At 70.5% G+C, this 22,263-nt stretch carries 20 protein-coding genes; 10 read left to right on the top strand and 10 right to left on the bottom strand.

What is annotated here, in order from left to right:
* Window positions 1–225: 225 nt before the first annotated feature.
* From FREUN1FDRAFT_RS22275 to FREUN1FDRAFT_RS22290, 4 genes are all read left to right on the top strand, one after another.
* Window positions 226–1,923 (top strand): AMP-binding protein, encoded by a 1,698-nt coding sequence (locus FREUN1FDRAFT_RS22275; RefSeq protein ID WP_006542456.1) that lies wholly within the window; start codon window positions 226–228, stop codon window positions 1,921–1,923.
* A gap of 250 nt (window positions 1,924–2,173) precedes the next feature.
* Window positions 2,174–3,259, top strand: a complete 1,086-nt coding sequence (locus FREUN1FDRAFT_RS22280) for an EAL domain-containing protein (RefSeq protein WP_006542457.1) — start codon at window positions 2,174–2,176, stop codon at window positions 3,257–3,259.
* A gap of 272 nt (window positions 3,260–3,531) precedes the next feature.
* A complete protein-coding gene (locus tag FREUN1FDRAFT_RS22285; protein WP_006542458.1) occupies window positions 3,532–4,725 on the top strand; it encodes a hypothetical protein in 1,194 nt (397 codons plus the stop codon).
* 132 nt (window positions 4,726–4,857) lie between these two features.
* The gene (locus FREUN1FDRAFT_RS22290) at window positions 4,858–5,895 is read left to right on the top strand and encodes an ecdysteroid 22-kinase family protein (RefSeq protein ID WP_232295338.1); all 1,038 of its coding nucleotides are present in this window, start codon (window positions 4,858–4,860) and stop codon (window positions 5,893–5,895) included.
* An 89-nt stretch (window positions 5,896–5,984) separates the two neighbouring features.
* On the opposite strand, the gene FREUN1FDRAFT_RS22295 is transcribed toward FREUN1FDRAFT_RS22290, so the two are convergent.
* Entirely contained in the window at window positions 5,985–7,082 is a 1,098-nt protein-coding gene (locus FREUN1FDRAFT_RS22295) for a lipocalin family protein (protein ID WP_006542460.1), read from the bottom strand.
* A gap of 238 nt (window positions 7,083–7,320) precedes the next feature.
* Here FREUN1FDRAFT_RS22295 and FREUN1FDRAFT_RS22300 point away from each other — a divergent pair, with 238 nt between their 5' ends.
* A complete protein-coding gene (locus FREUN1FDRAFT_RS22300; RefSeq protein WP_006542461.1) occupies window positions 7,321–9,633 on the top strand; it encodes a LuxR C-terminal-related transcriptional regulator in 2,313 nt (770 codons plus the stop codon).
* 85 nt (window positions 9,634–9,718) lie between these two features.
* On the opposite strand, the gene FREUN1FDRAFT_RS22305 is transcribed toward FREUN1FDRAFT_RS22300, so the two are convergent.
* Window positions 9,719–10,555, bottom strand: coding sequence for an adenosylcobinamide amidohydrolase (locus FREUN1FDRAFT_RS22305; RefSeq protein WP_006542462.1), 837 nt, complete (start codon window positions 10,553–10,555; stop codon window positions 9,719–9,721).
* Between the two features lie 291 nt (window positions 10,556–10,846).
* On the opposite strand from FREUN1FDRAFT_RS22305, the gene FREUN1FDRAFT_RS22310 reads away from it, so the two are divergent.
* A complete protein-coding gene (locus FREUN1FDRAFT_RS22310; RefSeq protein WP_006542463.1) occupies window positions 10,847–11,440 on the top strand; it encodes a TetR/AcrR family transcriptional regulator in 594 nt (197 codons plus the stop codon).
* An 18-nt stretch (window positions 11,441–11,458) separates the two neighbouring features.
* Here the strand turns inward: FREUN1FDRAFT_RS22310 and FREUN1FDRAFT_RS22315 are convergent, their stop codons facing one another.
* Window positions 11,459–12,049 (bottom strand): carboxymuconolactone decarboxylase family protein, encoded by a 591-nt coding sequence (locus FREUN1FDRAFT_RS22315; RefSeq protein WP_006542464.1) that lies wholly within the window; start codon window positions 12,047–12,049, stop codon window positions 11,459–11,461.
* A gap of 58 nt (window positions 12,050–12,107) precedes the next feature.
* Window positions 12,108–12,695 carry a nuclear transport factor 2 family protein gene (locus tag FREUN1FDRAFT_RS22320; protein WP_006542465.1) on the bottom strand — a complete coding sequence of 196 codons (588 nt, stop codon included), beginning with the start codon at window positions 12,693–12,695 and terminating at the stop codon, window positions 12,108–12,110.
* A 193-nt stretch (window positions 12,696–12,888) separates the two neighbouring features.
* On the opposite strand from FREUN1FDRAFT_RS22320, the gene FREUN1FDRAFT_RS22325 reads away from it, so the two are divergent.
* Both FREUN1FDRAFT_RS22325 and FREUN1FDRAFT_RS22330 read left to right on the top strand, forming a co-directional pair.
* A complete protein-coding gene (locus FREUN1FDRAFT_RS22325) occupies window positions 12,889–13,812 on the top strand; it encodes a TIGR03564 family F420-dependent LLM class oxidoreductase (RefSeq protein ID WP_006542466.1) in 924 nt (307 codons plus the stop codon).
* A gap of 583 nt (window positions 13,813–14,395) precedes the next feature.
* The gene (locus FREUN1FDRAFT_RS22330) at window positions 14,396–15,250 is read left to right on the top strand and encodes a helix-turn-helix transcriptional regulator (RefSeq protein WP_006542467.1); all 855 of its coding nucleotides are present in this window, start codon (window positions 14,396–14,398) and stop codon (window positions 15,248–15,250) included.
* 344 nt (window positions 15,251–15,594) lie between these two features.
* Here FREUN1FDRAFT_RS22330 and FREUN1FDRAFT_RS22335 read toward each other — a convergent pair whose 3' ends face one another.
* The 4 genes from FREUN1FDRAFT_RS22335 to FREUN1FDRAFT_RS44115 all read right to left on the bottom strand — a co-directional run bounded on the left by FREUN1FDRAFT_RS22335 (window position 15,595) and on the right by FREUN1FDRAFT_RS44115 (window position 19,002).
* Complete coding sequence (locus tag FREUN1FDRAFT_RS22335) at window positions 15,595–15,864, bottom strand: DUF397 domain-containing protein (protein WP_006542468.1); 270 nt, start codon at window positions 15,862–15,864, stop codon at window positions 15,595–15,597.
* 150 nt (window positions 15,865–16,014) lie between these two features.
* Window positions 16,015–16,767: a hypothetical protein gene (locus tag FREUN1FDRAFT_RS22340; RefSeq protein WP_006542469.1), complete on the bottom strand. Its 753-nt coding sequence runs from the start codon at window positions 16,765–16,767 to the stop codon at window positions 16,015–16,017.
* A gap of 284 nt (window positions 16,768–17,051) precedes the next feature.
* Window positions 17,052–18,734, bottom strand: coding sequence for a sensor domain-containing diguanylate cyclase (locus tag FREUN1FDRAFT_RS22345; RefSeq protein ID WP_006542470.1), 1,683 nt, complete (start codon window positions 18,732–18,734; stop codon window positions 17,052–17,054).
* A gap of 130 nt (window positions 18,735–18,864) precedes the next feature.
* A complete protein-coding gene (locus FREUN1FDRAFT_RS44115) occupies window positions 18,865–19,002 on the bottom strand; it encodes a hypothetical protein (protein WP_006542471.1) in 138 nt (45 codons plus the stop codon).
* A 381-nt stretch (window positions 19,003–19,383) separates the two neighbouring features.
* Between FREUN1FDRAFT_RS44115 and FREUN1FDRAFT_RS41755 the strand changes: the two genes are divergently transcribed.
* On the top strand, window positions 19,384–19,578 hold the full coding sequence (locus tag FREUN1FDRAFT_RS41755) for a hypothetical protein (RefSeq protein ID WP_232295339.1): 195 nt from the start codon (window positions 19,384–19,386) through the stop codon (window positions 19,576–19,578).
* A gap of 5 nt (window positions 19,579–19,583) precedes the next feature.
* The gene (gene dtd, locus FREUN1FDRAFT_RS22350; RefSeq protein WP_006542473.1) at window positions 19,584–20,015 is read left to right on the top strand and encodes a D-aminoacyl-tRNA deacylase; all 432 of its coding nucleotides are present in this window, start codon (window positions 19,584–19,586) and stop codon (window positions 20,013–20,015) included.
* 89 nt (window positions 20,016–20,104) lie between these two features.
* Here the strand turns inward: dtd and FREUN1FDRAFT_RS22355 are convergent, their stop codons facing one another.
* Both FREUN1FDRAFT_RS22355 and FREUN1FDRAFT_RS22360 read right to left on the bottom strand, forming a co-directional pair.
* Entirely contained in the window at window positions 20,105–21,190 is a 1,086-nt protein-coding gene (locus tag FREUN1FDRAFT_RS22355; RefSeq protein ID WP_006542474.1) for a lipocalin family protein, read from the bottom strand.
* Between the two features lie 321 nt (window positions 21,191–21,511).
* A partial coding sequence (locus tag FREUN1FDRAFT_RS22360; RefSeq protein WP_006542475.1) for a GGDEF domain-containing protein occupies window positions 21,512–22,263 on the bottom strand: 752 nt, incomplete at its 5' end.

Consider the following 22,263-nt stretch of genomic DNA (forward strand, 5'->3'; position numbering starts at 1 on the left):
TCCGAACGCCGGCCGAACGCCGGCCGCCCGGTCCACGCTCGCGCCGCCCGGTGCACGCCCATGCCCGGCGGCGCCGGGCCGCCGGGCCGCCCGGCCGCCCAGTCGCGGCTGGACACCGCCGAGCACACCTCCTGGACACCGCAGCGCACCCTCGCGGCGCGGTCCACCCCGATGAGGCTTTGCCGCGCCGTCTCACCCGGCGCCGCCGTTACCTGAGGAGATCAGATGTCTGCGCACCGGTGGCCCATCCGACCCGTGCCGAGCGAGGTCACCACCGAATGGCGGCGAGCCGGCCTGTGGGACGACACCACCCTCGGCGTGAAGATCGACAGGGCGCTGCGCAACCACCCCGAGCAGCGGTTCCACGTCCATTCGCTGGAGCGGCCCTGGGAGGGGACCTACGGCGAGCTGAGGGAGCGCGCCCTGGCGGTCGCCGGCGGGTTGGCGGAGCGCGGAGTCCGCCCGGGCGACGCGGTCGCCTTCCAGCTTCCCAACTGGGCGGAGGCCGCCGTCGCCTTCTACGCCACCTCGTTCCTGGGCGCCGTCGTCGTGCCGATCGTGCACTTCTACGGCGTCAAGGAGGTGTCGTACATCCTGCGCCGGACCGAGGTGGTCGCGTTCGTCACCGCCGCGCGCTTCGGCCGGCGGGATTATCTGGCGGATCTCCCAGCCGTGGTCGACGCCGCGCCTTCGCTCAGGGTGGTCGCCGTGGTCGGCGGCAGCAGCCAGGGCGGTGAGGGTGGCGGTGCTGGTGACGGTGCCGGCGGTCGGGCGTTGCCGGCGGGTGTCATCCCCTTCGAGGGGCTCGAAACGGGGCCCACCCTGCCCGGCCCGGTCGACACCGATCCGGACGGGCCCGCGGTCGTCGCCTACACCTCGGGCACGACCTCGGACCCGAAGGGAGTCGTGCACTCCCACAACACGCTCGGCGCCGAGATCGTGCAGCTCGACGACATGAACGCCGGCGGCGGCCTGCCGTCCCTCGTCGGCGCCCCCGTCGGCCATTTCATGGGCATGCTCGGCGCGCTGCTCGTACCGGCCGTGAACGACATGCCGGTGCACCTGATCGACGTCTGGGACCCCGCCCGGGTGTTGTCCACGATGCTCACCTGGGGGCTGTCGGCCGGGTCCGGGTCCACCTTCTTCCTCACGAGCCTGCTGGACCACCCCGACCTGACCCCCGAGCACCTCAGCCTCATGCGGTACGTCGGCCTGGGCGGTTCCGCGGTGCCGGTGGCTGTCGCGGAGCGGGCGACGGCGGCGGGCATCTCCGTGCTGCGCAGCTACGGCGCGACCGAGCACCCGTCCATCACCGGTTCGAAGCACGACCATGACGCCTGGTCACGGCTGCGGACCGACGGCCGGCCGATGCCAGGCGTCGAGATCAGGCTGCTCGACGACGAAGGGCGCCCGGTCCCGCCCGGCTCACCAGGGGAGATCTGGTCGCGCGGGCCGGACTGCGCCGTCGGCTACACCGACCCCGGGATCACGGCCCGGGCCTTCGACGCCGACGGCTGGTACCGCACCGAGGACGTCGGGATCCTCGATGACGGCGGATGTCTCACCATCACGGACCGGAAGAAGGACATCATCATCCGCGGCGGCGAGAACATCAGCGCGGCGGAGGTCGAGGAGGTGCTCCTGCAGGTCATCCCCGGGCTCGCGGAGGCCGCGGTGATCTCGGTACCGGACATCCGCTTCGGGGAGAAGGTCGGCGCGGTCCTGCGGATGGCGCCGCAGGCATCCGCCCCTGACCTCGACACGGTGCGCGCGCTGCTTCTCGACGCCGGGCTCGGCCGCCAGAAGCTGCCCGAGTACCTGGACACCGTGGACGACTTCCCGCGCACCTCCACCGCGAAGATCATGAAGGCGGAGCTGCGGAGGAGGATCGCCGCCCGTTGGCCGATACCGGCGGCAGGCTGAACGTGTTGTGTGCCGGTGGTCCCCACGGGTAGGCCTGAGCTGTGGACGAAGAGGTCCGGCACTGCCCATCGTGCCTGGGACCGCGGTGGCCGGTGACGGAGCCGTGGACGGTCCTCGTCGATCTGTTGGAGGTGCTGCGCCGCAGGTTGCACATGGAGATCACCTGGCTTGGCCGGCTCGAGAGCGATGTGCTCGTCCTCCAGATCGCCAACGGCGATGCTGCTGCGCTTGGGGTGGGCCGGGCTCGAGCGTGCGCCGCGCCGGCTCCCTGTACGACCGGATCCTCTCCGGCGAGCTGCCGTCATTACTTCCCGATGTACGAGGTGACCCGCGCACGTCCGATCTGCCCGTGGTCAGGGAGCTCGGTATCGGTTCCTACGCCGCCACACCGATCGTCGACACCGAGGGTCAGGTGTACGGCCTCCTCGGAGGCCTCAGCCGGCAGCCGTGTCCCACGTTGCACCAGAGTGACGGTGGCTTCCTGCGCCTGCTCGCGTCGTTTCTCACCGAGTTCGTCATCGACCTGCGCCAGCAGTGGGAGTCCCGCAGCGCTGTCTGGCGCCAGATCCGTCGGCTGCTCGATCAGGGCGCGCCGGACGTGGTCTTCCAACCGGTCGTCGAGCTGGCGACCGGCCGAGTCGTCGGAGTCGAGGGACTGGCACGGTTCCTGACGGGACGGCATGGGCCCGAGGACCTGTTCGCCGCGGCCGGGATGGTCGGCCTGCGGCCGGAGCTCGAGATGGCGGCGGTCCGCAACACCCTGCGAGTGCTGCCCAGCGTGCCCGGCGGCGTGATCCTGACCGTGAACGCCTCGCCGGACACCGTGACCAGCGGCCTCATCGACGTGATCGTCGGGACCGGAGCACCGGAACGGGTGGCCGTCGAGATCACCGAGCACGACCATATCGGTGACAGCCAGGAGCTTCTGATGGCCACCGAGGCCCTTCGAGGGCACGGGACGCACATCGCGGTGGACGACGTCGGCAGCTGTTACTCAGGGCTGGAACAGCTTCTCCACCTGCGCCCCGAGGTCATCAAGATGGATCGCTTCATCACCCATCGCATCCATCTCGATCCGGCCCGCCGCGCCGTGGCCGCGGGACTCACCAAGGTCGCGGCTGAGATCGGCGGATCGGTGGTGGCCGAAGGCATCGAGTCGATCCCCGAGTTCGAGGCCGTTGCCGACGCCGGTATCCCCTATGGCCAGGGTTTCCTGCTCGGACGTCCCACCGCCGAGATCGGCGAGGCCTGCAGCGCCGGCGACAGGCTTCCCGCCGACGTGGTGGCGGGCCTGCCGCGCGGGCCTGTCTCCGCTGCGGGCGCGCCCCGTCTTTAGACCGGCCGCCTCAGTTCTTCAGACGGCCGCCTCAGTACGGATCCCGGATGCGCCGGTCGGCCCGGCATACCGACAGCTGTCGCACTGCTCGCGGCCATGCCTTCCGCCCGTATCGCTACCTATCCGCAGGACGGGCGTTCCGTAGTTTCACGGAGGACTTGGGGCAGCGCCGCCTGCATCGTGTGTCTGGCCGCTGCACCGCCCTGAAGGGGGCTGCCTGCCAGCAGGCGCGACACCATGCCCGCGCCGCCCTCCCGAAGGGATATGCCCGCATGCTCACACCGTTCGACGACTACCCCGTGCACCAGACCGCCCAACCGGTCGCGCACGTCGGTGGCGGGCATCCTGATCACTACGACCGCTTCTGGTTCAACGGCTACGACGAGCACATGTTCTTCGCGGTCGCGCTCGGGCTCTACCCGAACCGCGGGATCATCGACGCGGCCTTCAGCGTGGTCCGCGATGGTGTTCAGCGGTCCGTGTTCGCCTCCGGGCGTGTCCCGCTCGACCGGACCCGGACCAGCGTCGGCCCGATCGCCGTGGACGTCGTGGAGCCGATGCGGGTCAGCCGCATCCGGGTCGACGCGCCGGAGCACGGGCTGGTCGCCGACCTCACCGCCACCGCCCGCACGGCCGCCTACGAGGAACCGAGGGCCACCCGTAACGACGGGACCTACCCGCTGATGGACGTCACGCGGGCAACCCAGATGGTGAGCTGGAGCGGGCAGCTCACGGTCGGCGGGCAGTCCATCCAGCTGAACGCGACGGGCACAGGTGCCGCCGGTGCCGGTGCCGGTGCCGGCGGAGACGGGGACGGCGTCGTCGGGGACGGTGCCGTCGGCGTCGTCGGGACGAAGGACCGCTCGTGGGGCATCCGGGGCCTGGGCGATCCCATTCCCGGCGCGCCCCGCCGCATGAAGCCCCAGACGTTCTTCCTCTGGGCCCCGCTCAACTTCCCGGACCAGTGCCTGCACTACACGGTGATGGAGGACGAGAGCGGGCGGCCCTGGACCGAGACGGCGGCGGTGCTGCCCGTGCTCGGCGACGGCAGCCCGGTCTTCGGGCCGGAGACGGACCTCGGCATCCGACGGCTACGCGGGGTGCGGCATGACGTGCGGTGGGCGGCGGGACTGCGCCGTTCCGAAGGAGCCACCCTGGTTCTCGGGCCGGGCGAGGCGGTGGAGCTGGAACCGCTGCGCACCTTCCGCATGAAGGGCGTCGGCTACCTGCATCCGGTCTGGGGGCACGGCCGGTGGCACGGTGAGCTCGTCGTCGGTGCGGAGACGCACAAGGAATCCGAGCTGGACACCCTCGCTCCCGACTGCATCCACGTCCAGCAGGTGATGCGGGCCAGGTGGGGCGACCGGACCGGGCTGGGCGTGCTGGAACAGCTCGTCATCGGTCCGCACGCACCCAGCGGCTTCCGCAAGCTGTTCGACGGCGCCCCGGCGCGCCCGGAGGCCTGAGCCACCATGCCGACGAATCACGAGCCGAGTCACGAGCCGAGTCACGAGCCGAATCACGAGCCGAATCACGACGAGCCGAATCACCAGAGGAACGCCGGCGGCCAGGTGCCGGTCGTCGACGATCCGGCTGCGGTGACCCCGCAGTGGTTGACGGCGGCGCTGCGTGCCGGCGGCACCGAGACCGAGATCATCGCTGTCGGTCACGAGGCGATCGGTACCGGCCAGCTCGGCGCCAGTTACCGCTTCCACCTGCAGGCCCGCCCCGGGCAGGACGGGAGCGCACCGAGAACCGTCGTCATCAAGATGGCCGCCGGCGATCTCAGGGCCCGGTCGCTGATCGCCACGGCCTATCGGCAGGAGACGGGCTTCTACCGCGTGTTCGCCCCGTCGGCCCGGATCCGGGTGCCGCGCTGCTGGTATGCGGGCCTGGCCGACGACGGGCTCAGCTTCACCCTGGTCCTCGAGGACGCCCACCCCGCGAGCCCGGGACGACAGGTCCAGGGGTGCACGATCGACCAGGCGACCGCCGCCGTGCGCAACCTCGCCGGCCTGCACGCGCCGTTCTGGAACGACGACACCCTCACCGAACAGGCGACCTGGCTGCGGCGGACGAGTGAGACGACGCTGCGCTCCATGCGGGAGGTGCTCGTCAGCGCGGCCGACGCGTTCGTCGCCCGCTTCCGCGCCGATCTCTCCCTGGCGGACGCCGACGTCCTGCTCCGAACCGCCGACCAGATCGCGCGGTGGGGCCGGCAGATCCGGCACCGCACGTCGCTGATTCACGGCGACTACCGCCTCGACAACCTCCTGTTCACGGCCGACGGGCAGGTGGTGACGGTCGACTGGCAGACCCTCGAGGCCGGCTTTCCCGGCCGGGACCTCGCGTACTTCCTGTCGACGGCGCTCCCTGCCCCGCAGCGCCGTCGACAGGAGACGTCGCTGGTGACCGCGTACCACGAGCGGCTCCTGCAGCACGGCGTCACGGACTACCCGCTCGACGCCTGCTTCGAGGACTACCGCCTCGGCACCCTGCACGGACCGATGACGGCGATGATCGGCTGCGTGTACGCGCCGGGGAAGCCGACCGAGAGCTCGGACCAGATGTTCCTGTCGATGGCGACCAACTGCGCCGCCGCGATCCGCGAGCTGGGCACTCTGGACCTTCTCTGACGGACAGGTGTCGGGGCGGGACGTCGTTCTCCGTCCCGCCCCGACAGTTCAGTTCAGTTCGTCAGCGGTCCGTTGTGGAGGCGGGGCTGTCAGGCGAACGGGGTCGGCATGATGTGGACCGGCGTGAGCTCCACGTACGACCTGCCGGCGACGGACTGGCCGTTGATCGTGCCGGTGACGGTCGACGCGCCCTCCCAGTAGGACGACTGCGGAATACCCGGGATGAACAGTTCCTGGCCGGCGAGCCGGGGGGTGACCGTCAGCGTGCCGCCGGGGACGTTGACCGTCCACTTCGCCGGGTAGACGGCTCCGGTGTCGGGGCTGGTCCAGCTGCCCTGCGGGGTCTCGCTGATCGCCGTCGGCGCGAGGCTCGTGGTGGAGCCGTTGGCGTTGACCTTCGTTCCGACGACCTGGACGACCTGGCCGTACATGTCCTTGATGAAGTACAGCATGTACTGGGTGTTGTTCGTCAGCTGGATGCTGAACCAGTCCCAGTTGCCGATGCCGTTGTTGAAGTCACCCCACTGGTGGTCCTGCCAGCCGATGCCGGTGATGTACACCTTCACACCGTGGTCGGTGACCGTGCCCAGGGCCTTCAGGTTCGTCTGGGAGTAGTAGGCCGACTCGCCCCACGGGCCATAGGGGATGACGCCGGCGGTTCCGTGCAGGGCGGTGGGCGTCGCCTGGCGCAGCGTGATGTCGAGGGCGTAGCTGTTGTCGGAGAAGCTGCCGGTCAGGTGGTTGACGCCGTTCTTGCCGTCCGCGTGCAGCAGGCCGACGGTGTTGTTGTAGCCGCCGCCGGCCGGCACGACGTCGGCCTGCGTCGCCACCGTCATGATGTCCTGCTTGAAGGTCTTGCGGGTGAGGTCGGTGATGGCGAACTGGCCGTTGTAGTCAGCGGTCGCCGGCTCGGTTCCCCGCGCGTCCGAGCGGATGATCGTGTGCTCGAACCCGTACTCGTGGTACTTGCCGAAGGTGTCGAAGCCCTGCAGGTGCCCGGTGAAGTACCACCATTCCATGGACGAGTCCGGGTGCGCCGCCTCGTCCGCCGGCAGTACGACCGCGGGCATCGCGGCGGTCGCGCTCTGGCTGTTCAGCACGAGCAGGAGCGGAGTGCACAGGGCGCCGAGGACAAGCCCTAATCGCCTGCGCTGACGGCGCCCGGGCGATAATTTGGTCAGTTTCATTTACTGCCTCCCTGGAGGGTGGTGAAAAGGGGAGCGAAAGGTCATGTCGCCCCTGGCGAGGCTGCATGCGGTCTCGCCCGCCGGCGGATGTCATTCTTTCCCCGCCGGCGCGGAGCGTGGGGATCAGGATGCCGAGGGCGATGCGGGAAGTCCTCCGTGAAACTACGGACGACCCCGCACGGCTGATAGGTAGTTCGCGGTGAGTTGACGCCCCTGCCGGCGGGCCCGAGGATGACCCATGCCCGTACGGCCGCTGAATCCCGCACTGCCCGGGGAACGCACCAGTTTCGTGGGCCGGGGACCGGAGCTCACGGAGCTTCGGCGCCTGCTCGGGCGGCACCGGCTGGTGACGGTCACCGGCCCCGGAGGAGTGGGCAAGTCGCGGCTGGCCCTGCGCGCGGCGGCGAAGGCCCAGCGGGCGTACCCGGGCGGTGTCCACGCCGTGGAGCTCGACGGGCTCCACGACCCCGACCTGCTGGCTCCCACGGTCGCGGCGGCGCTCGACTGCCGGCCGCGTGACGATGTGTCCGCCATGGAGGCGCTGAGCGAGCACCTCGCGTCCAGGCAGCTGCTGCTGGTCCTGGACAACTGCGAACATCTCGTGGCGGCCTGTGCCCACCTGGCTGACGAGCTGATGGGCCGGTGCCCCGATCTGCGCCTCGCCGTGACCAGCCGGGAGTCCCTGCGGATCCCGGGCGAGGCCACCTACCTGGTGAAGCCGTTCGACGTCGCGCAGGAGAATGCGCCCGGCCGCGCCGCCGATCGGGACGCGATGATGCTGTTCCTGGACCGGGCCCAGTCGGTCCGGTCCGATTTCGAGCTCACCGACGACAACCGGGCCGCGGTCTGGGAGATCTGCCGCCGGCTGGAGGGCATGCCCCTGCCCATCGAGCTCGCCGCGATGCGAACCCGGGCGCTGTCACCGGCGGAGATCCTCGCCCATCTCGCCGCCGGCACCGAGATCCTCCGCCAGGACGGCCGGGGCGTCACCACCGTCCGGCAGAGCTCCCCGCAGGCCTGCGCCGGCTGGAGCTACGAACTGTGCACCGGGCCGGAACGGCAGTTGTGGGCTCGCCTGTCGGTGTTCGCCGGCGGCTTCGACCTCGACGCGGCCGCAGGTGTCGGCGGAGGCGGCGGGCTCGCCGAACCTCCCCTGGACCTGGTCTTCACCCTGGTCGACAAATCCGTCCTGACGTTCGAACCGGGACCGGAACGCGGCCGCCTCCGGCTGCCGGAGATGTACCGGAAGTACGGGCAGGACAGACTCGCGGAGCAGGGTGAGACGGAGGCGTTGCGGCGCCGGCACCGGGACTGGTTCTCCGCCGTCGTGAGCCAGGCCAGGGACGAGGGCGCCGGCGCCGGGTGGTCGCGGTGGCTGAGCCGATTGCGTCGGGACCACGCGAACCTCGACCGGGCCCTCGGCTACTGTGCCGCCGCGGGAGACGGCGACGCCGGGTTGGAGCTGGCCAGCTCGCTGCACCGCTACTGGGTGGCCGACGGCCGGTTCGCCGAGGGCCAGCGATGGCTGACCACCTTCGTCGACCAGACCGAAGGCGAGGGACCGGGCCGTCTGCAGGCCCTGCACACCGCGGGCTGGCTGGCCGCCATGCGCGGTGACATCACCTCCGCCGAACGGCTCCGGCTCGACGCCGCGCGACTGTCCGCCCGCGAGGGCAAAGGCGGCGGCCAGGCGCTCATCACCCAGCTCGACGGGCTCGGCGCGCTCTACTCCGGCCGACCCGGAGCGATCGAGGCGCTGAAACCCGCGTTGGCGCAGTTCCGCCGGGACGGCGAGCTCGACCATCTGCAGGAGACGCTGTCCCTGCTCATGCTCGCGGTCGCGTTCGGCGCCGACTCCGGCGACGCGGAGGACTACCACCGCGAATGGACCACCATCGCGGCCGCACTGGACGAACCTCGGCTGCGCTCGTACGCCGACTGGGCCTACTCGATCGCCACCTGGAAGGCCGGTGACGCCCGGCGCGCCCGCGAGATCGCCCGGGCAACGCTCGCCGACGGGCACGGCAGCCTCGACAGGCTGGGCATCGTCCTGCTGCTGGAGGCCGCGGCCTGGTTCGAGAGCAGCCTCGACGAGCACGCCACCGCCGCCCTGCTGTTCGGCGCCGCGGACAGTCTGTGGAAGCGGATGGGCACGTCGACCACCGCCCTGCCCGGGCTGTTCCGCTGCCGCCAGCGGGCCGAAGCCACCGCCCGGCGGTCGCTGGGCCGCCGGGCGTTCGAAACCGCCTGGGCGCGCGGCGCTGTGCTGGAGCTGGAGGAGGCCTGTGCCCACGCCGTCAGCGGCCGGAGCCCCATCGTCGCGGTGCCAGCCGTCAGCAGCGGCAGTGCCCCGACCGTGACCGCCCCGCTGACAGCACGGGAACGCCAGGTGGCCGACCTGCTGGCCCGCGGCCTGAGCAACCGGGAGATCGCGGACACCCTGAAGGTCTCGCCCCGCACCGCCGAGGCGCACGTCCAGCAGATCCTCAACAAGCTCGGCCTCCCCACCCGCGCCCGGGTCGCCGCCTGGCTCGCCGAAAACCGCCTGTGAGGAGCACCCCCGCCTGGAAGCATGAGCGCTGGGGGCGTGATCGGAGGCCTCGCGCGCCGGACCGGGTTCCGCTCGGCCTGGCGCGTCAGCCTGGCGCGGAGGCGTAGCGGGCGGTGCCGTCGGCGACGGCGGCGTGGACGGCGCGGGCCAGCCGTGCCCCCCACTGGGAACGCGGGCCGCAGTACTCGGCCTGCGTCCTCCGGCTCGCGTCCGCGCCTTGTGAGCTGTCCGTGGTGCCTGGACTGTCCGTGGTTCCTGGGCTGTCCGTGGTGCCTGGGCCGTCCGTGGTGCCTGGGCCGTCCGTGGTGCCTGGACCCTCCGGGCAGCAGACCACGATGGCGTCCGACGCGGTGCCGGTGCCGGGCATGCCGGCTTCCAGCAGCGCCTGGCTTTTGGCCTCGGTGGCCGTGATGACAGCGTTGACCATCGCGGCGTCGCTCAGCCGCACAGGCAGCATGCAGACCAGGTTGACCGTGCCGGGACGCCATCTGGCCGACGGCAGCGACAGGCCGTCCGGTGCGGCGGCCCAGGTCGGGTACGACAGCCCGACCGTCGCGTCGCAGCGGACACCGCCGTCGCAGGAGCTGGTCATCTGCCGGGTGTTCGCGGCGGTCATCAGCCCGGCACCGGCTCCCGCCGCCAGGCCGAGCCCGGCGGCGATCTCACTGAGATGGACGGCAGGGTCGTCGCGACGGTAGTTCAGCGCCACCTCGGCGTTGATGACCCACTGGCCGCGCGCGAGCCCGCCGCCGAGCACCGCGCTGGAAAGCATTCGCACCGGCGCGGCGAACTTCCAGACGAGTACGGGACGCCGTTGCCCGGCGCCGCCGTCGTGGTGCTCGTACTGGTCGAGCCGCACCGCCAAGGCCGGATGGGCCGGCGCCTCGGGTGCCTCCGCCGTGCTGGTGAGGTCGACGCTCACTGTGGCCGCACTGCTGACGCACTCACCGGCGCCGACGAACCGGTGCGGGAGCCGGACCGACCTCGCCGAGCGGGGCGGCCAGCCTGTGGGTTCTGTTTCTCATCGTCATCATCGGCTCCTCGCCACACCTTAGCGAGATCGAGCCGTCGCCTACGGCCGAGTCCGAGTCCGAGTCCGGGGCCAGCGGCACCGCGGTCCACGGTCCGCGGTCCGCGGTCCGCGATGCCGCCCATCTTTTACGAACGTATAGCATTGTGGGCTGGGGCTTGAGACGGCACTGAGAGGTTCCAGATGACGACACCCCGCCGGGTTGGCACGGAGACGTCGAAGACGCGCGCGGCGCTGTTGGACAGCGCGGAGCGTCTCATGCTCGGCGAGGGGTACGCGGCGGTCACCTACCGTGGCGTGGCAGCCCGGGCCGGGGTGACCTCCGGCCTCGTCCAATACTATTTTCCGACGCTGGACGATCTTTTCCTCGCGCTGGTCCGGCGCCGGACGGAGCAGACCCTGAGCACGCTGGTCGAGGCGCTGCAGGCGGATCAGCCGCTACGCGCCCTCTGGGAGTTCTCGAACAACCGGACGGCCGGAGCCCTGATCGCGGAGCTGACGGCACTGGCGAACCACCGCAAGATAATCAGGGCCGAGATGGCGGCGGTCGGTGAGAAGGTCCGTGCGCTGACGCTCGAGGCGCTGGCCAGATCGTCGAACGACTACACGGTTCCGCTGGAGAACATCCCGCCCGAGGTGCTCGTCTTCCTGGTCACCAGCAGCCCGCGGGCGATAATCACCGAGCAGTCGGTGGGCATGTCGACGTCCCATGCCGAGACGCTCGAGTTCGTCGAGCGTTACCTCGACAGGGTCGAGCCCCGCCATTCGGACAGCTAGCCCCGACGGTGTTCGCTTTCACGTCGCTGTGGGGGTGGACGCCGGTTTCAGGTCGTCGTCGAAGTCGAGTTGCAGCGCGCCCATCATGAACGCGGAGATCTCGTAGGCGCCGACGGTGAGAATGACATCCAGGAGCTGCTGTGTGTCGAGCTCGGCCGCGAGGGCCGTCCAGGTCGGGTCGGTGATCGTGCCGTCGGCGATCAGTTCGTCGACGGCACGCAGCAGCGCGGCGTCGAGGGGCTCCCAGAACGGGGCGTCGGGCCCGAGGGCGATACGGCCGATCTCCCCCTCGGTGAGGCCGGCGTCCAGGCCGACGGGAACGTTCTGGGCCCAGACGTAGCCACACCGGCGGACGGCCGCCACCCTGATGACGAGCAGGTGCCGCTGCCGCGAGGTGAGGGTGGTGCCCCGCATGACGTGGCCGTTGAGGGTGAACAGCGCCCGCGCGAGCTCCGGATGATGGGCGAACGTTCCCAGTGAGTTGAGCGCCCTGGGGCGGCCCTCCCGGTAGGTGGCCGGGTGGCGAGGCTCGGGCGGGGTCATCGCGGCCAGCGCGTCCCGCATCCGCGCCGGCCACTGCCGGGGCGGGATGGGCTCGACTCGTGCCATTCTCAGGGCTCCTTCCGGCTTGTCGCTCCGTCGCTTCGCCGCTCGCCGCTTTTGCCGGCTACCAGCGCGCGGGTGCGGGGGAGTCGAGGCGGAGCGGTCGCTGGTAGGCCAGGTCGTGCTGGTCCCGGGTGCCCTTCAGGTAGCCCTGCCGTTGGAACGCCGGCGTCTGCAGCGCCGAGGCGTCGGCCGTGAGCATGAGCTCGACGGTCGACCGCCGCAGGCTGATCTTCCAGGTGCCGTCGCGTCGTTCGAGGCGGTCGAGGTAGCGGCCGTTGATCAGGGTCGCGGTCCGGCCGTCGGGGCTGAGCAGGGTGACCAGCACGTAGCTTTCGGCGTGCGCGACGTCTCCGTCGATCTCGCAGCTGTGGGTCGTGATGTTGTGCAGGTGCTGCTGGGAGGTGGCCGCGTGCACCGTGTTCGCCCAGGCGCCGTACTCCGGCCCGGGGTTGATCTTCGCGCCGTGCTCGTCGACGCCGTCCGGGTGATAGGTGCCCGCGATCAGGTCGAGGTCGTGGCGGTCGCAGCCACGGGCGTGGTCGGCGATGCAGTCGATGATCGCCGCGCGGTCGGTCAGGTACTGGACCTGACGGCGGAGGCCGTCGAGCCCGCCGTGCTCGTCGTGCTCGTCGTGCTCGTCGTCGGGCATGCGCGCTCCTTCGATGGCCGGATTCGCTGGCGGGCTTCCGGCGGGATGCGGGCCCTCGGCCCTGCACATCGGGACCATACACATGTATAAAAGGACGCGTCCACGATTTTGAGAGCGTGATTCTCTTGCGCTCGCGGGCTCGGATGAGGCCGCGGGCCCGCGAGCGCGCTCGGCCCGGCCCGAGGAGGCAGCCATGCGTATCGGTCTGACCGGAGGTGCGTCGACGCCCGACAAGATCGTCAAGCAGGCCCGCCAGGCGGAGCAGGACGGGTTCCACGCGCTCTGGTACGCCAGCGTCGTCACCGGCGACCCGCTCGTCGCGATGGCGCTGGCCGGGCGGGAGACGTCCAGGATCGAGCTGGGGACCGCCGTGCTGCAGACCTACCCGTGCCATCCGCTGCTGCAGGCGAACCGGGCCGCCTCGGTCGTCGCGACCATGGGCCGGCCCGGATTCACGCTCGGCATCGGGCCCTCGCACGAATCGGTCGTCCGCGACGCGTACGGGATGTCCTACGACCATCCGGGGCGCAGCACCGAGGAGTACCTGACGATCCTCGGCCCGCTCCTGCGCGGCGAGGACGTCGACTTCCAGGGGCAGGACTGGTCAACCCACAGCGCGGGACGGATGACGCCGCTCACCCATCCGGTGCCGGTCCTGCTCGCCGCCCTGTCACCGCGCCTGCTGCGCATCGCCGGTGAGCACGCCGACGGCGTGGTGCTGTGGATGGCACCGCCGAAGGCCATCGAGACGCACATCGTGCCCCGGCTGTCCGCCGCGGCCTCGGCTGCCGGGCGCCCGGCGCCCCGCGTCGTCGCGGGCCTGCCCGTGGCTGTCCATGATGACCGGGCCGAGGCCCGGACGGCCACCGCGGCGACCGCCGCCGGGTATGCGGGCATGCCGAACTACCAGCGCATTCTCGCTCTCGGTGGCGCCGACACCCCCAGCGACGCCGCCATCGTGGGTGACGAGGCCTCCGTCCGTGCGCAGCTCGAAGCGCTGATCAGCGCCGGCGCCACCGAGGTCTGGGTGAACATCGTCCCGGTCGGAGACACCAGGGAGGCGAGGGTCGCCTCCCTGCGCCGCACCACCAGCCTGCTGCAGGAGCTCCTCGACTAGTGGCTGCTGCCTGGCAGGAGTTGACGACCGTGGTCGTTCTGATTTCTGGTTCTGGAGCCCGACGCAGAATCCCGAGCCTCGGGCTCCTGTTGCCGCCACTGCTCCCGAGCAAGAAGTGAGGATTTTGGCTGCTGCGGCAACCGAAATCCTCTTTGCTTGCGAGTTGTCAAGTGGCCTCGTGTCGCGTTTTGCATCTATTGGTGTGAATCGCTGGCGCTGGGTGACGGCGCGTGATCCCCGATGGGCGGCCGTGCGGTGCGTGGACGCGGATCGCCAGGCCAATGTCGGTGGCCCGGATCCGCTACTTCTCGTCGCGGGCCGACCAGTGGTGGGCCGAAGCGCTGTGCGTCGTAGCGTCGTGAGCTCCGACGTCTCGGGCCGGGCGCGGCCGTGGGTCGGGTGTGGCTGTGGGCCGGGTGTGGCTGTGGGTCGGGCGGACGTATCGTCACGAACGGTTGCCGCGTCGGTACCCTTCCTGGCAGGCTGCAAATTGTCGTATGCAAATTGCGCATCCGGCCTCCCGGTGGAGTTGAATCCGTCAGGATGAGTACCGACCCAGGGCAGGGAAGGTGAGGCGGCCGCCATGGCGACCAACGCTGTCGTTGCACGCAGGCGACTTGCGCTGAGCCTCCGGGAACGGCGGCTGCGGGCCGGGCTGACCCTGGAGGAGATGGCCCGCCGGATGGAGTGCTCGCCAGCAAAGATCAGTCGGATGGAGACCGGGCGCACCGGCGTGCGCGTCGCCGACCTGCGAATGATCGCCGACGTGCTCGGGCTCGGGCCGGCCGACCACGAGGCGATGATCGAGCTGGTGCGCCAGGCCCGGGGCCGGGAGTGGTGGCATGAGTTCGCCGACATCGTCCCCGACGGGTCGGCCACGCTCTTCGGCCTCGAGGACGGCGCGCCGGCCATCAGCCAGCACAGCACGTCGATCGTGCCCGGCCTGCTGCAGACCCCCGAGTACGCCCGCGCACTGATCTCCTCGGTGGAGGGGATCACCGCCGACCTGGTTGAGCGGCGCCTGGCGCTGCGGCTGCGCCGCCAGCACCTGCTGGACCGTCCACAGCCCCCGCGGCTGGACATCGTCCTGGACGAGGCTGTGCTGTGCCGGGTGATCGGTGGCGCCGAGGTGATGGCTGGCCAGTGCCGCCATCTGCTCGCGCGTGCCGCGGCCCCGCATGTGGTCGTCCGGGTGGTTCCGTTCGACGCCGCCACGCACGCCGCGGAGGGCGTCGGTTTCATCATCTTCGAGTTCGACGGCGAGGAGGACGTGATGACTCCGGTCGTCTTCGCCGAGCAGCTGAGCCGGAGCACCTTGATCGATGATCCTGATGAGGCGGGCGGCTACCAGACGGCGCTCGCCGGCGCGCGCAGCGCCGCGCTGACGCCGGAGCGCTCCCTCGAGCTGATCGCCGCGCGGGCCGCCGGGCTGCGCTGACCTGCTGGGAGCGCCGACCCGCTGGGAGCGCTGACCCGCTGGTCTGTGCCGGCCTGCACAGACCAGTACGGACCTGCGCTGACCTGCGGCCTGCGCTGACCCGCCGGGCGCTACCTGGGCTCGCCGCCGTCCCTCTCCCCGTGTGGGACGGCGGCGAGCCTTGCGTCCGGCCGGACGTCTCGGTGGCGGTTAGCCAGATGGCCGACCAGGCGGAAGCCTTGCGCAACTTGCGAGATGCAACTTGCAAGATGCAGTATTGCGGATGCGTCCACCGATCTCAACGAAATGCCGGTCGTGGCCGGATGAACCGTGCGACCGGCCGGGTCGGCGGGCCCTCGGGTGACTCAGATCAACGGCAGCTCGAACTCGCCGTTACGAACGCCGAGCAGGAACGCCTCCCACTCCTCGGGAGTGAAGCGCAGGACCGGCCCGTCGAGGTCCTTCGAGTCGCGCACGCCGACACCGCCCGGCCCGAGCTGCACGTCCACACAGGTGTCCGCGGCGCCCTGACAGAAGCTGCTGCGCAGCCAGGCACGGTCGGCGGAGGCAGAGGCGGAGGCTGGGGCGGAGGTGACGGGATGCGACGCACTGTCCAGGTGCGCGGGGCGGTACATGAACACTCCTGGATGGAAGGCCGGGACGATCGGCCGAGGCGGAGCGTGTCTCGCGGGCTCCGGACCACTGTCGGTGGACATTACGATCACACCTTTTTGTGGCCTGTTCCGAAAGGCTGCGCTGGCGCAGTGTCCGGTCACAGTGTCCGGTCAGCGCAACCAGGCCGGTGGGCGGCGATAGGCCGCGAACGCGGGCGGTGCGAGGTAGCCGGCCTGGACGAGGACGTAGAGGTAGTCGGGGTTGGTCAGCCCCACCCGGCGGTGCAGGCCCAGCCGTACCGCCCGCTCGTGGACGTGCCGGAGCCGTTCCCGTACCGCGCTCTCGCCGATACCGAGGCGGCGGGCGGCGGCGTCGAGCTGCATGGGCTGTGCGGGTAGCCGCGGCGGCCACTGCAACAGCTCGTTGAAGACCAGCCGCACCGCCTCCTCCTGCGGGCCGGACAGCGGAAGCGGAGGCTCGGGGCTGACGGTCCAGGTGGTCGTGGGCGGATGGGCCCGCGGGCCCTGGGCCGTAACCGTTGCGGTGTCCGCTTCCAGCAGCAGCCAGTGATGGGCCGGATCACTGGTGTCGGGCCCCTGGCGCTTCGCCCCGCCGAGCAGGCGGATGGCGAGCCGCGGCCAGCGCAGGAACTGGCGCCCGGTGATGCGCTGCGGCGCCTGGCCCCAGGGGTGCAGCATCGCGCCGTTGAGGTTGAGCACGTTGATGTCCCAGCCGTCCTCGGCGGCCGTCACCTCGATCGCCTTTCGGGAGATCCCGCGGTTGAGGACCTCGACGCCGAGCCTGAGCTCGCCCTCGCGGCCGACGACGAGTGTTCTGCCGACCTCGACGGACAGCCCGACGGGCACACACGACCGGCCGGGCTCGTACTCGTAGGCCAGGATCCACCGCTCACCCGCGCTCATCGTGCCGATACCCCGCTCTCCCGACTCCGTTTCCGTGGTTGCCGCGCGAACGGTATTTTTTCGATCCACCGCCTCGCCGGACGCGGCGGGTGCGCCCGCGATGGCGGGATGATGCTGGGGTGTAGTGACTCCGCCGGTGGGAGCGTCAGGAGATCCCGACAGCTGTCGCCGATGCGTGGTTCTGCGGGCGGGCGACAGCCTCAGAAGATCGCCGGTGTCCGCAGATCGCCGGTGTCCGCCGGTGATCGAGGTGGAACCGCTCGGGTGCCCTGAGGCCGGTCGGGTCACACCTGGTAGGTGGTGACGGATTGTCCGCCCCCGGCCTGCTTGGCCTTGTACATGGACATATCCGCGGCGTTCAGCAGGCGGTCCGGATTGGTGCGGCCCGTATCCGATATGGCGACTCCCGCGCTGGCGGTCACCGTGTGGAGGACTCCTTCCACCGAGATCGCCTCGCCCAGGCGGGCGATGACCCGGTGGGCCAGCCGCTCCATCTGACCGCCGTCGCGCACCTCGGTACAGACGATGGCGAACTCGTCCCCGCCCAGCCGGCCGACGAGATCGGTGGGCCGGACGGCGGCCGACAGGCGTCTGGCGACGGTGCGCAGAACGGCGTCCCCGGCTGTGTGGCCGTGGTTGTCATTGATCGTTTTGAAGCCGTCGAGGTCGAGGAATATCACCGCGACGGAACGGCCCTGGCCGCGGGAGGGATCGAGGGCCTGGCCGAGGTGGTCGAGGAGCGCTGCGCGGTTGGCCAGCCCGGTCAGATCGTCGTGCTGGGACCGGTACCGCAGCTGGCGTTCCGCGGCCAGCCGCGCGGTGGCGGAGACCAGGACGTCCGCGATGGCCCGAACATGTTGTTCGTCGTCCGCGTCGTCCGCGTCGTACATACCGTCCGCGGATGCGCCGGCGGTGTCGGTGTGGCTGTCGGTGTTGGTGTCGGTGTCGGGCCTCTGCACCACGACGACCCGTGCCGACCGGCGACCCTGCCCCGCGCCCGCCACCAGTGTCTGCCAGCCTGGGACGACGGACGAGTACCGGATGTCGCCGGCCGCGGGGATGTCACTCGTTCCGGCGAGGTGGGCGGCCACGAGGCTGGCCCAGCCGGGGGGTGGGCCCAGCGCCGGTTCGGGCACCGTGCAGGCCACCGGGGCCGTACCGCCGACATCCCACAGTGAGACGTGAGCATTCAGCGAACCGGCGAGCGTTCGCACTGCCAGGCGCCACAGTGCGGCCGAGTCGGCGGTCTCAAGAGCCTGATGGGCGAACCGCGCGACGACAGCCTGTCGGGCGCGGGACCGCTCGCGGGCCGTGACATACACGCCGACCCCGACCATCCGGGTCACCTTGCCGTGGGCGTCCAGCAACGGGGTGAGGTTGACGTCGACCTGGCCGCCGACGGCGGCGGTGGCGGTGCATGCGACGACGTGGCCGGACTGCGCGTCGCGCAGAAGCTCGATGAGCTCCGTCTCGTCGGCGAAGACCTCGAAGACGGAGGAGACCGTCGACTGCGCCAGCCCGGCGACAGCTCCCGGGGCGATACCGCCGCCGCCGATCAGCACGCGCCCGGCGGCGTCCAGCAACGCGAAGCTGACCGGGCTGTGGGTGAGGATCGTCCGCACCTGCTCGCGCAGCGGGTCGCCGTCGACGCGGTCCTGGAGAAAGCACGCACAGTCAGCGCACCCGGGTCCTGACGTCAGTCTGGTCATCACGACCGGCACCGCGGAGCCGTCCGGCCGCCGGATCACCATGGCGTGGCGGTCCGGCGAGGAGTGCTGATCCCCAGGGAGCAGTTCGTCCCACTCGTCGAAGGACAGCAGGGACGTCAGCGGGGTGCCGAGCAGTGCGCGCCGGTCTCGGTCGAACAGGGCGACCGCGCGGTTGTTGAGATAGGAGATGCGGTCGTCCGGCGGGGTGACCACCACGACGCCGGCCGGCAGGTCGTCGACCAGCTTGCGCCATCGCACTGTTCCTCCCTCCGCCCCGTCCGGTTTCCCATCCACCCGGACCTACCCAGGGCGACGCGGGAGCTATCGCGCCGCTGGGGACTGCCCGCCCGGTGTGTGCTGGTCAGGGACCGGGCGGACACCGGACGTGTCAGGACAGGGGCTGCACCTGCCCGCAGATCGGGCCGTCTCCGACGACCTCGAAGTTCTGCCCGAGGGAGTCCACCCGAACAAGGTTCAGGCAGGCGCTCGGCAGCGTGTAGTCGGTCAGGTTCACGGCCGGGCGCATCAGGCCGCCCGCGTCGTACCGCAGGACTGAGCGCAGCGCGCCGATGAACCCGTCTCGGGTCGGGCAGGCGCTGGCCGCGTTCAGACCGCGCAGCTGCAGCTCGAACGGCGGTGGGGCTGCGTTTACGCCCGGGGGCTTGCGAACAGACCTGCGTCAGGCGCAAGACACCGGGCCGCGACCTAGGAGGTTCCGCCGATGATGGCTTTTGGGTCGCGGAGGCCCTGTGACCTGGGCCGTCGGAGTGCCCCGGATCGTGGGAGCGCGCCGGATCGTCACAGCGGCCTGAGCCGTCGGAGCGGTCGGGTCCGGTCGGCCCTGCTGCTGGCCGCGGGGCTCGGGGCGGGTTTCGCCGGCGGGCGCATCACTCGTGCGCGTGGCCCGGTGGGACGAGCGCCTGGTGGAGCGCCGGCCTCGGTCGGGGCCGGCGCCGAGCCGACCGATCCCGTGTCGCCGCTGCGCTTCGGGGATCAGCCCGATCTGCTGGCCACCGAGGATGCCGCGAGCCCGCCGTTCGAAGGACTGTCCGCCAACACCCGTTTCGCCAACGAGGTCCTCGGCGCGGACATGTCAGACTGAAGGTCATGCGGGCGGTGGTGCAGACGGTCAGCCGCGCGTCGGTCACCGTCGACGGCGATGTCGTCGGCTCGGTGGAGAACGGCCTGCTGGTTCTCGTCGGCGTCACCCACACCGATGTCACGGCAACAGCCGAGAAGCTCGCGAGCAGAATCCACAATCTGCGGGTTCTGGATGGCGGACGGTCAGCCGCGCAGATCGACGCGCCCATACTGGTCGTCAGCCAGTTCACTCTCTACGCCGACACCAGCCGCGGCCGGCGTCCAGGCTGGCAGGATGCCGCGCCGGCGCCGATCGCCGAGCCGTTGGTCATGGCCGTCGTCGAGAGGCTGCGAGCCTTGGGCGCCCGGGTCGAGACGGGTCGTTTCCGCGAGCACATGCTGGTCGAAAGCGTGAATGTCGGCCCGCAGACGATCATTCTCGATGTCGACGGCACGTGAGCGCGATGTGCCGGGGCGGGGGTCCGTGACGGCCGGTCCGTGACGGTCGGTCCGGCCTGGTCTCGTGTCCCGCCCCGACTGCTCGGGAACTACAGGCCGAGCGCGTCCTTGATCAGGTCGAAGACGAAGCCGCGCTGGAACATGGTGTAGGTGGGGGTCATCTCAACGTATGACTGGCCGGTGACGGCCTGGCCGTTGATGGTGCCGGTGACGCTGGAGGCACCTTCCCAGTACGAGCCGTTCGACAGACCCGGGATGGACAGCTCCTGGTCGAGAAGCTTGGGCGTGATGGTCAGCGTTCCGCCGGGTACGGTGACGGTCCATTTCGAGTCGTAGGTGTACCCCGTGTGTGGGCTGGTCCAGGTGCCCAACGGGGTTTCACCGACCTGGGTCGGGTTGAGCTTGACGGTGCTGCCGTCGGCCTTGACGAGGGTGCCGACCGTCTCGACGATCTGCTCGTTCTCGTCCTTGATGAAGTACAGCATGTACTGGGTGTTGTTCGACAGCTGGATGGCGAACCAGTCCCAGCCGCCGGTGCCGGGGGCGAAGTCGCCCCACTGGTGATCCTGCCAGGCTATACCGGTCACGTTTACCAGCACGCCGTGGTCCCACAGCGTCCCCTTGACCTTCAGGTTGGTCTGCGAGTAATACGCCGACTCGCCGAACGGGCCGTAGGGAATCACCCCGGCGTCACCGTGCAACGCGGTCGGGGTGGACTGCGTCAGCGTGAGGTTGATCGACGAGTAGCTGAGGTCCGAGAAGCCGGCGAAGAGGTGGTTCACACCGTTCTTGCCGTCCATGTGCGTCGTGCCGACGGTGTTGTTGAAACCGCCGCCGCTGGGCACGACGTCCGGCTGCAGGCCCACCATGGACATGTTCTGCGTGAACGTGCCACGGGTGATGTCGCTGATCGCGAGGTGCCCGTTGTAGGCGGCCGCGACCGGCTCGGTCGCGAGGGCGTCGAGGCGGATGTGCGTGACTTCGAACCCGTACTCGTGCTTCTTGCCGAAGACGTCGGTGCCCTGGAGGTGGCCGGTGAAGTACCACCACTCCATGGTGGTGTCAGGGTGCGCGGCCTCGTCGATCGGCAGCGATACCGGCGGCATGGTGGCGGATGCGGAGGGGGCGGCCACGAGGAGTAGAAGCGGAGTGCACAGGGCGCCGACGGTGACCATCAGGCGCCTACCTCGACGGCGGCCCGACCATAATCCGCTGATTTTCATCAACTTGCCTCCCAAAACGCTGGCTGGTGGTAGAGGCGCGCGACTGTGCGGCGACTCCGCGCATCCGTCGACCTGAGGGAAGAGCCTGAGCCGGCGACGAGGCCTGGCTATTCCTTAAGATCTCCTGGATTCCGGTCAGCTTCGATGAGAAGGCCGATGACCCGCATCCGTAGAACTACGTGGATGTCCACGTGCGCCCGCGGAGGTGAAGGCGTTGCCCGGCGAGCGCGTACCTGAGGAGGACGTACCGGAGGTGGCGTAACCGGGACGTGCCTAACCAGGGCGTACCGACCGGGAGCTTCCGTTCTTCTCCTGACGGCGGCGCTTCGAGTGGTACATGGCGGTGTCGGCCTGGTGCAGGATCTGCTCGGCGCTCGTGGGCTGCCCGTCGGCCAGGGCGAGGCCGATGCTGATCTGGATCTGTTCGGTGTGGCCCGAGAGCGCCACCGGTTTGGCCATGGCCGCCATGATGCGTCGTGCGCACTGCTCGCCGGCGAGGCGCGGGCTGGCGTTGGAGTCGGCGAGCAGGACGGCGAACTCGTCGCCACCGAGACGGGCGGCGAGGTCGTCCTGGCGTACGGCGGTGTGCAGACGGGCCGCCACCGTGCGCAGGAGCTGGTCGCCGGCGTGGTGGCCGTGCGTGTCGTTGACGGTCTTGAAATGGTCGATGTCGCAGAAGAGGACGACGACCGGCCGGCCGCGGTCCCGGTGGGCGGTGACCGCGTGTTCGAGTTCCCGGGTGAACAGGGCGCGGTTGGCGAGCCCGGTCAGTCCGTCATGGTCCGCCTGATATTGGAGGCGATGGTGCGCCAGCTTCACGTCGGCGACGAGCCGGCGGTTCTCGGTGACGCTGACGATCTGCCGGAGGCTGACCAGCGTGGCGAGTCCGATCGCCAGGTACAGAGGGAGGCCGCGTAACGCCCCGTTGCGCACAGCGGTCGCCAGCACGAGGGCAGCGGCGACGCTGAGCGGCAGGTAGGGCAGATAGGCGTGCAGCCAGGGCCGGATGTCGGGTCGCCGGTGGC

It is taken from the genome of Parafrankia sp. EUN1f (assembly GCF_000177675.1).
Taxonomy (GTDB): domain Bacteria; phylum Actinomycetota; class Actinomycetes; order Frankiales; family Frankiaceae; genus Parafrankia.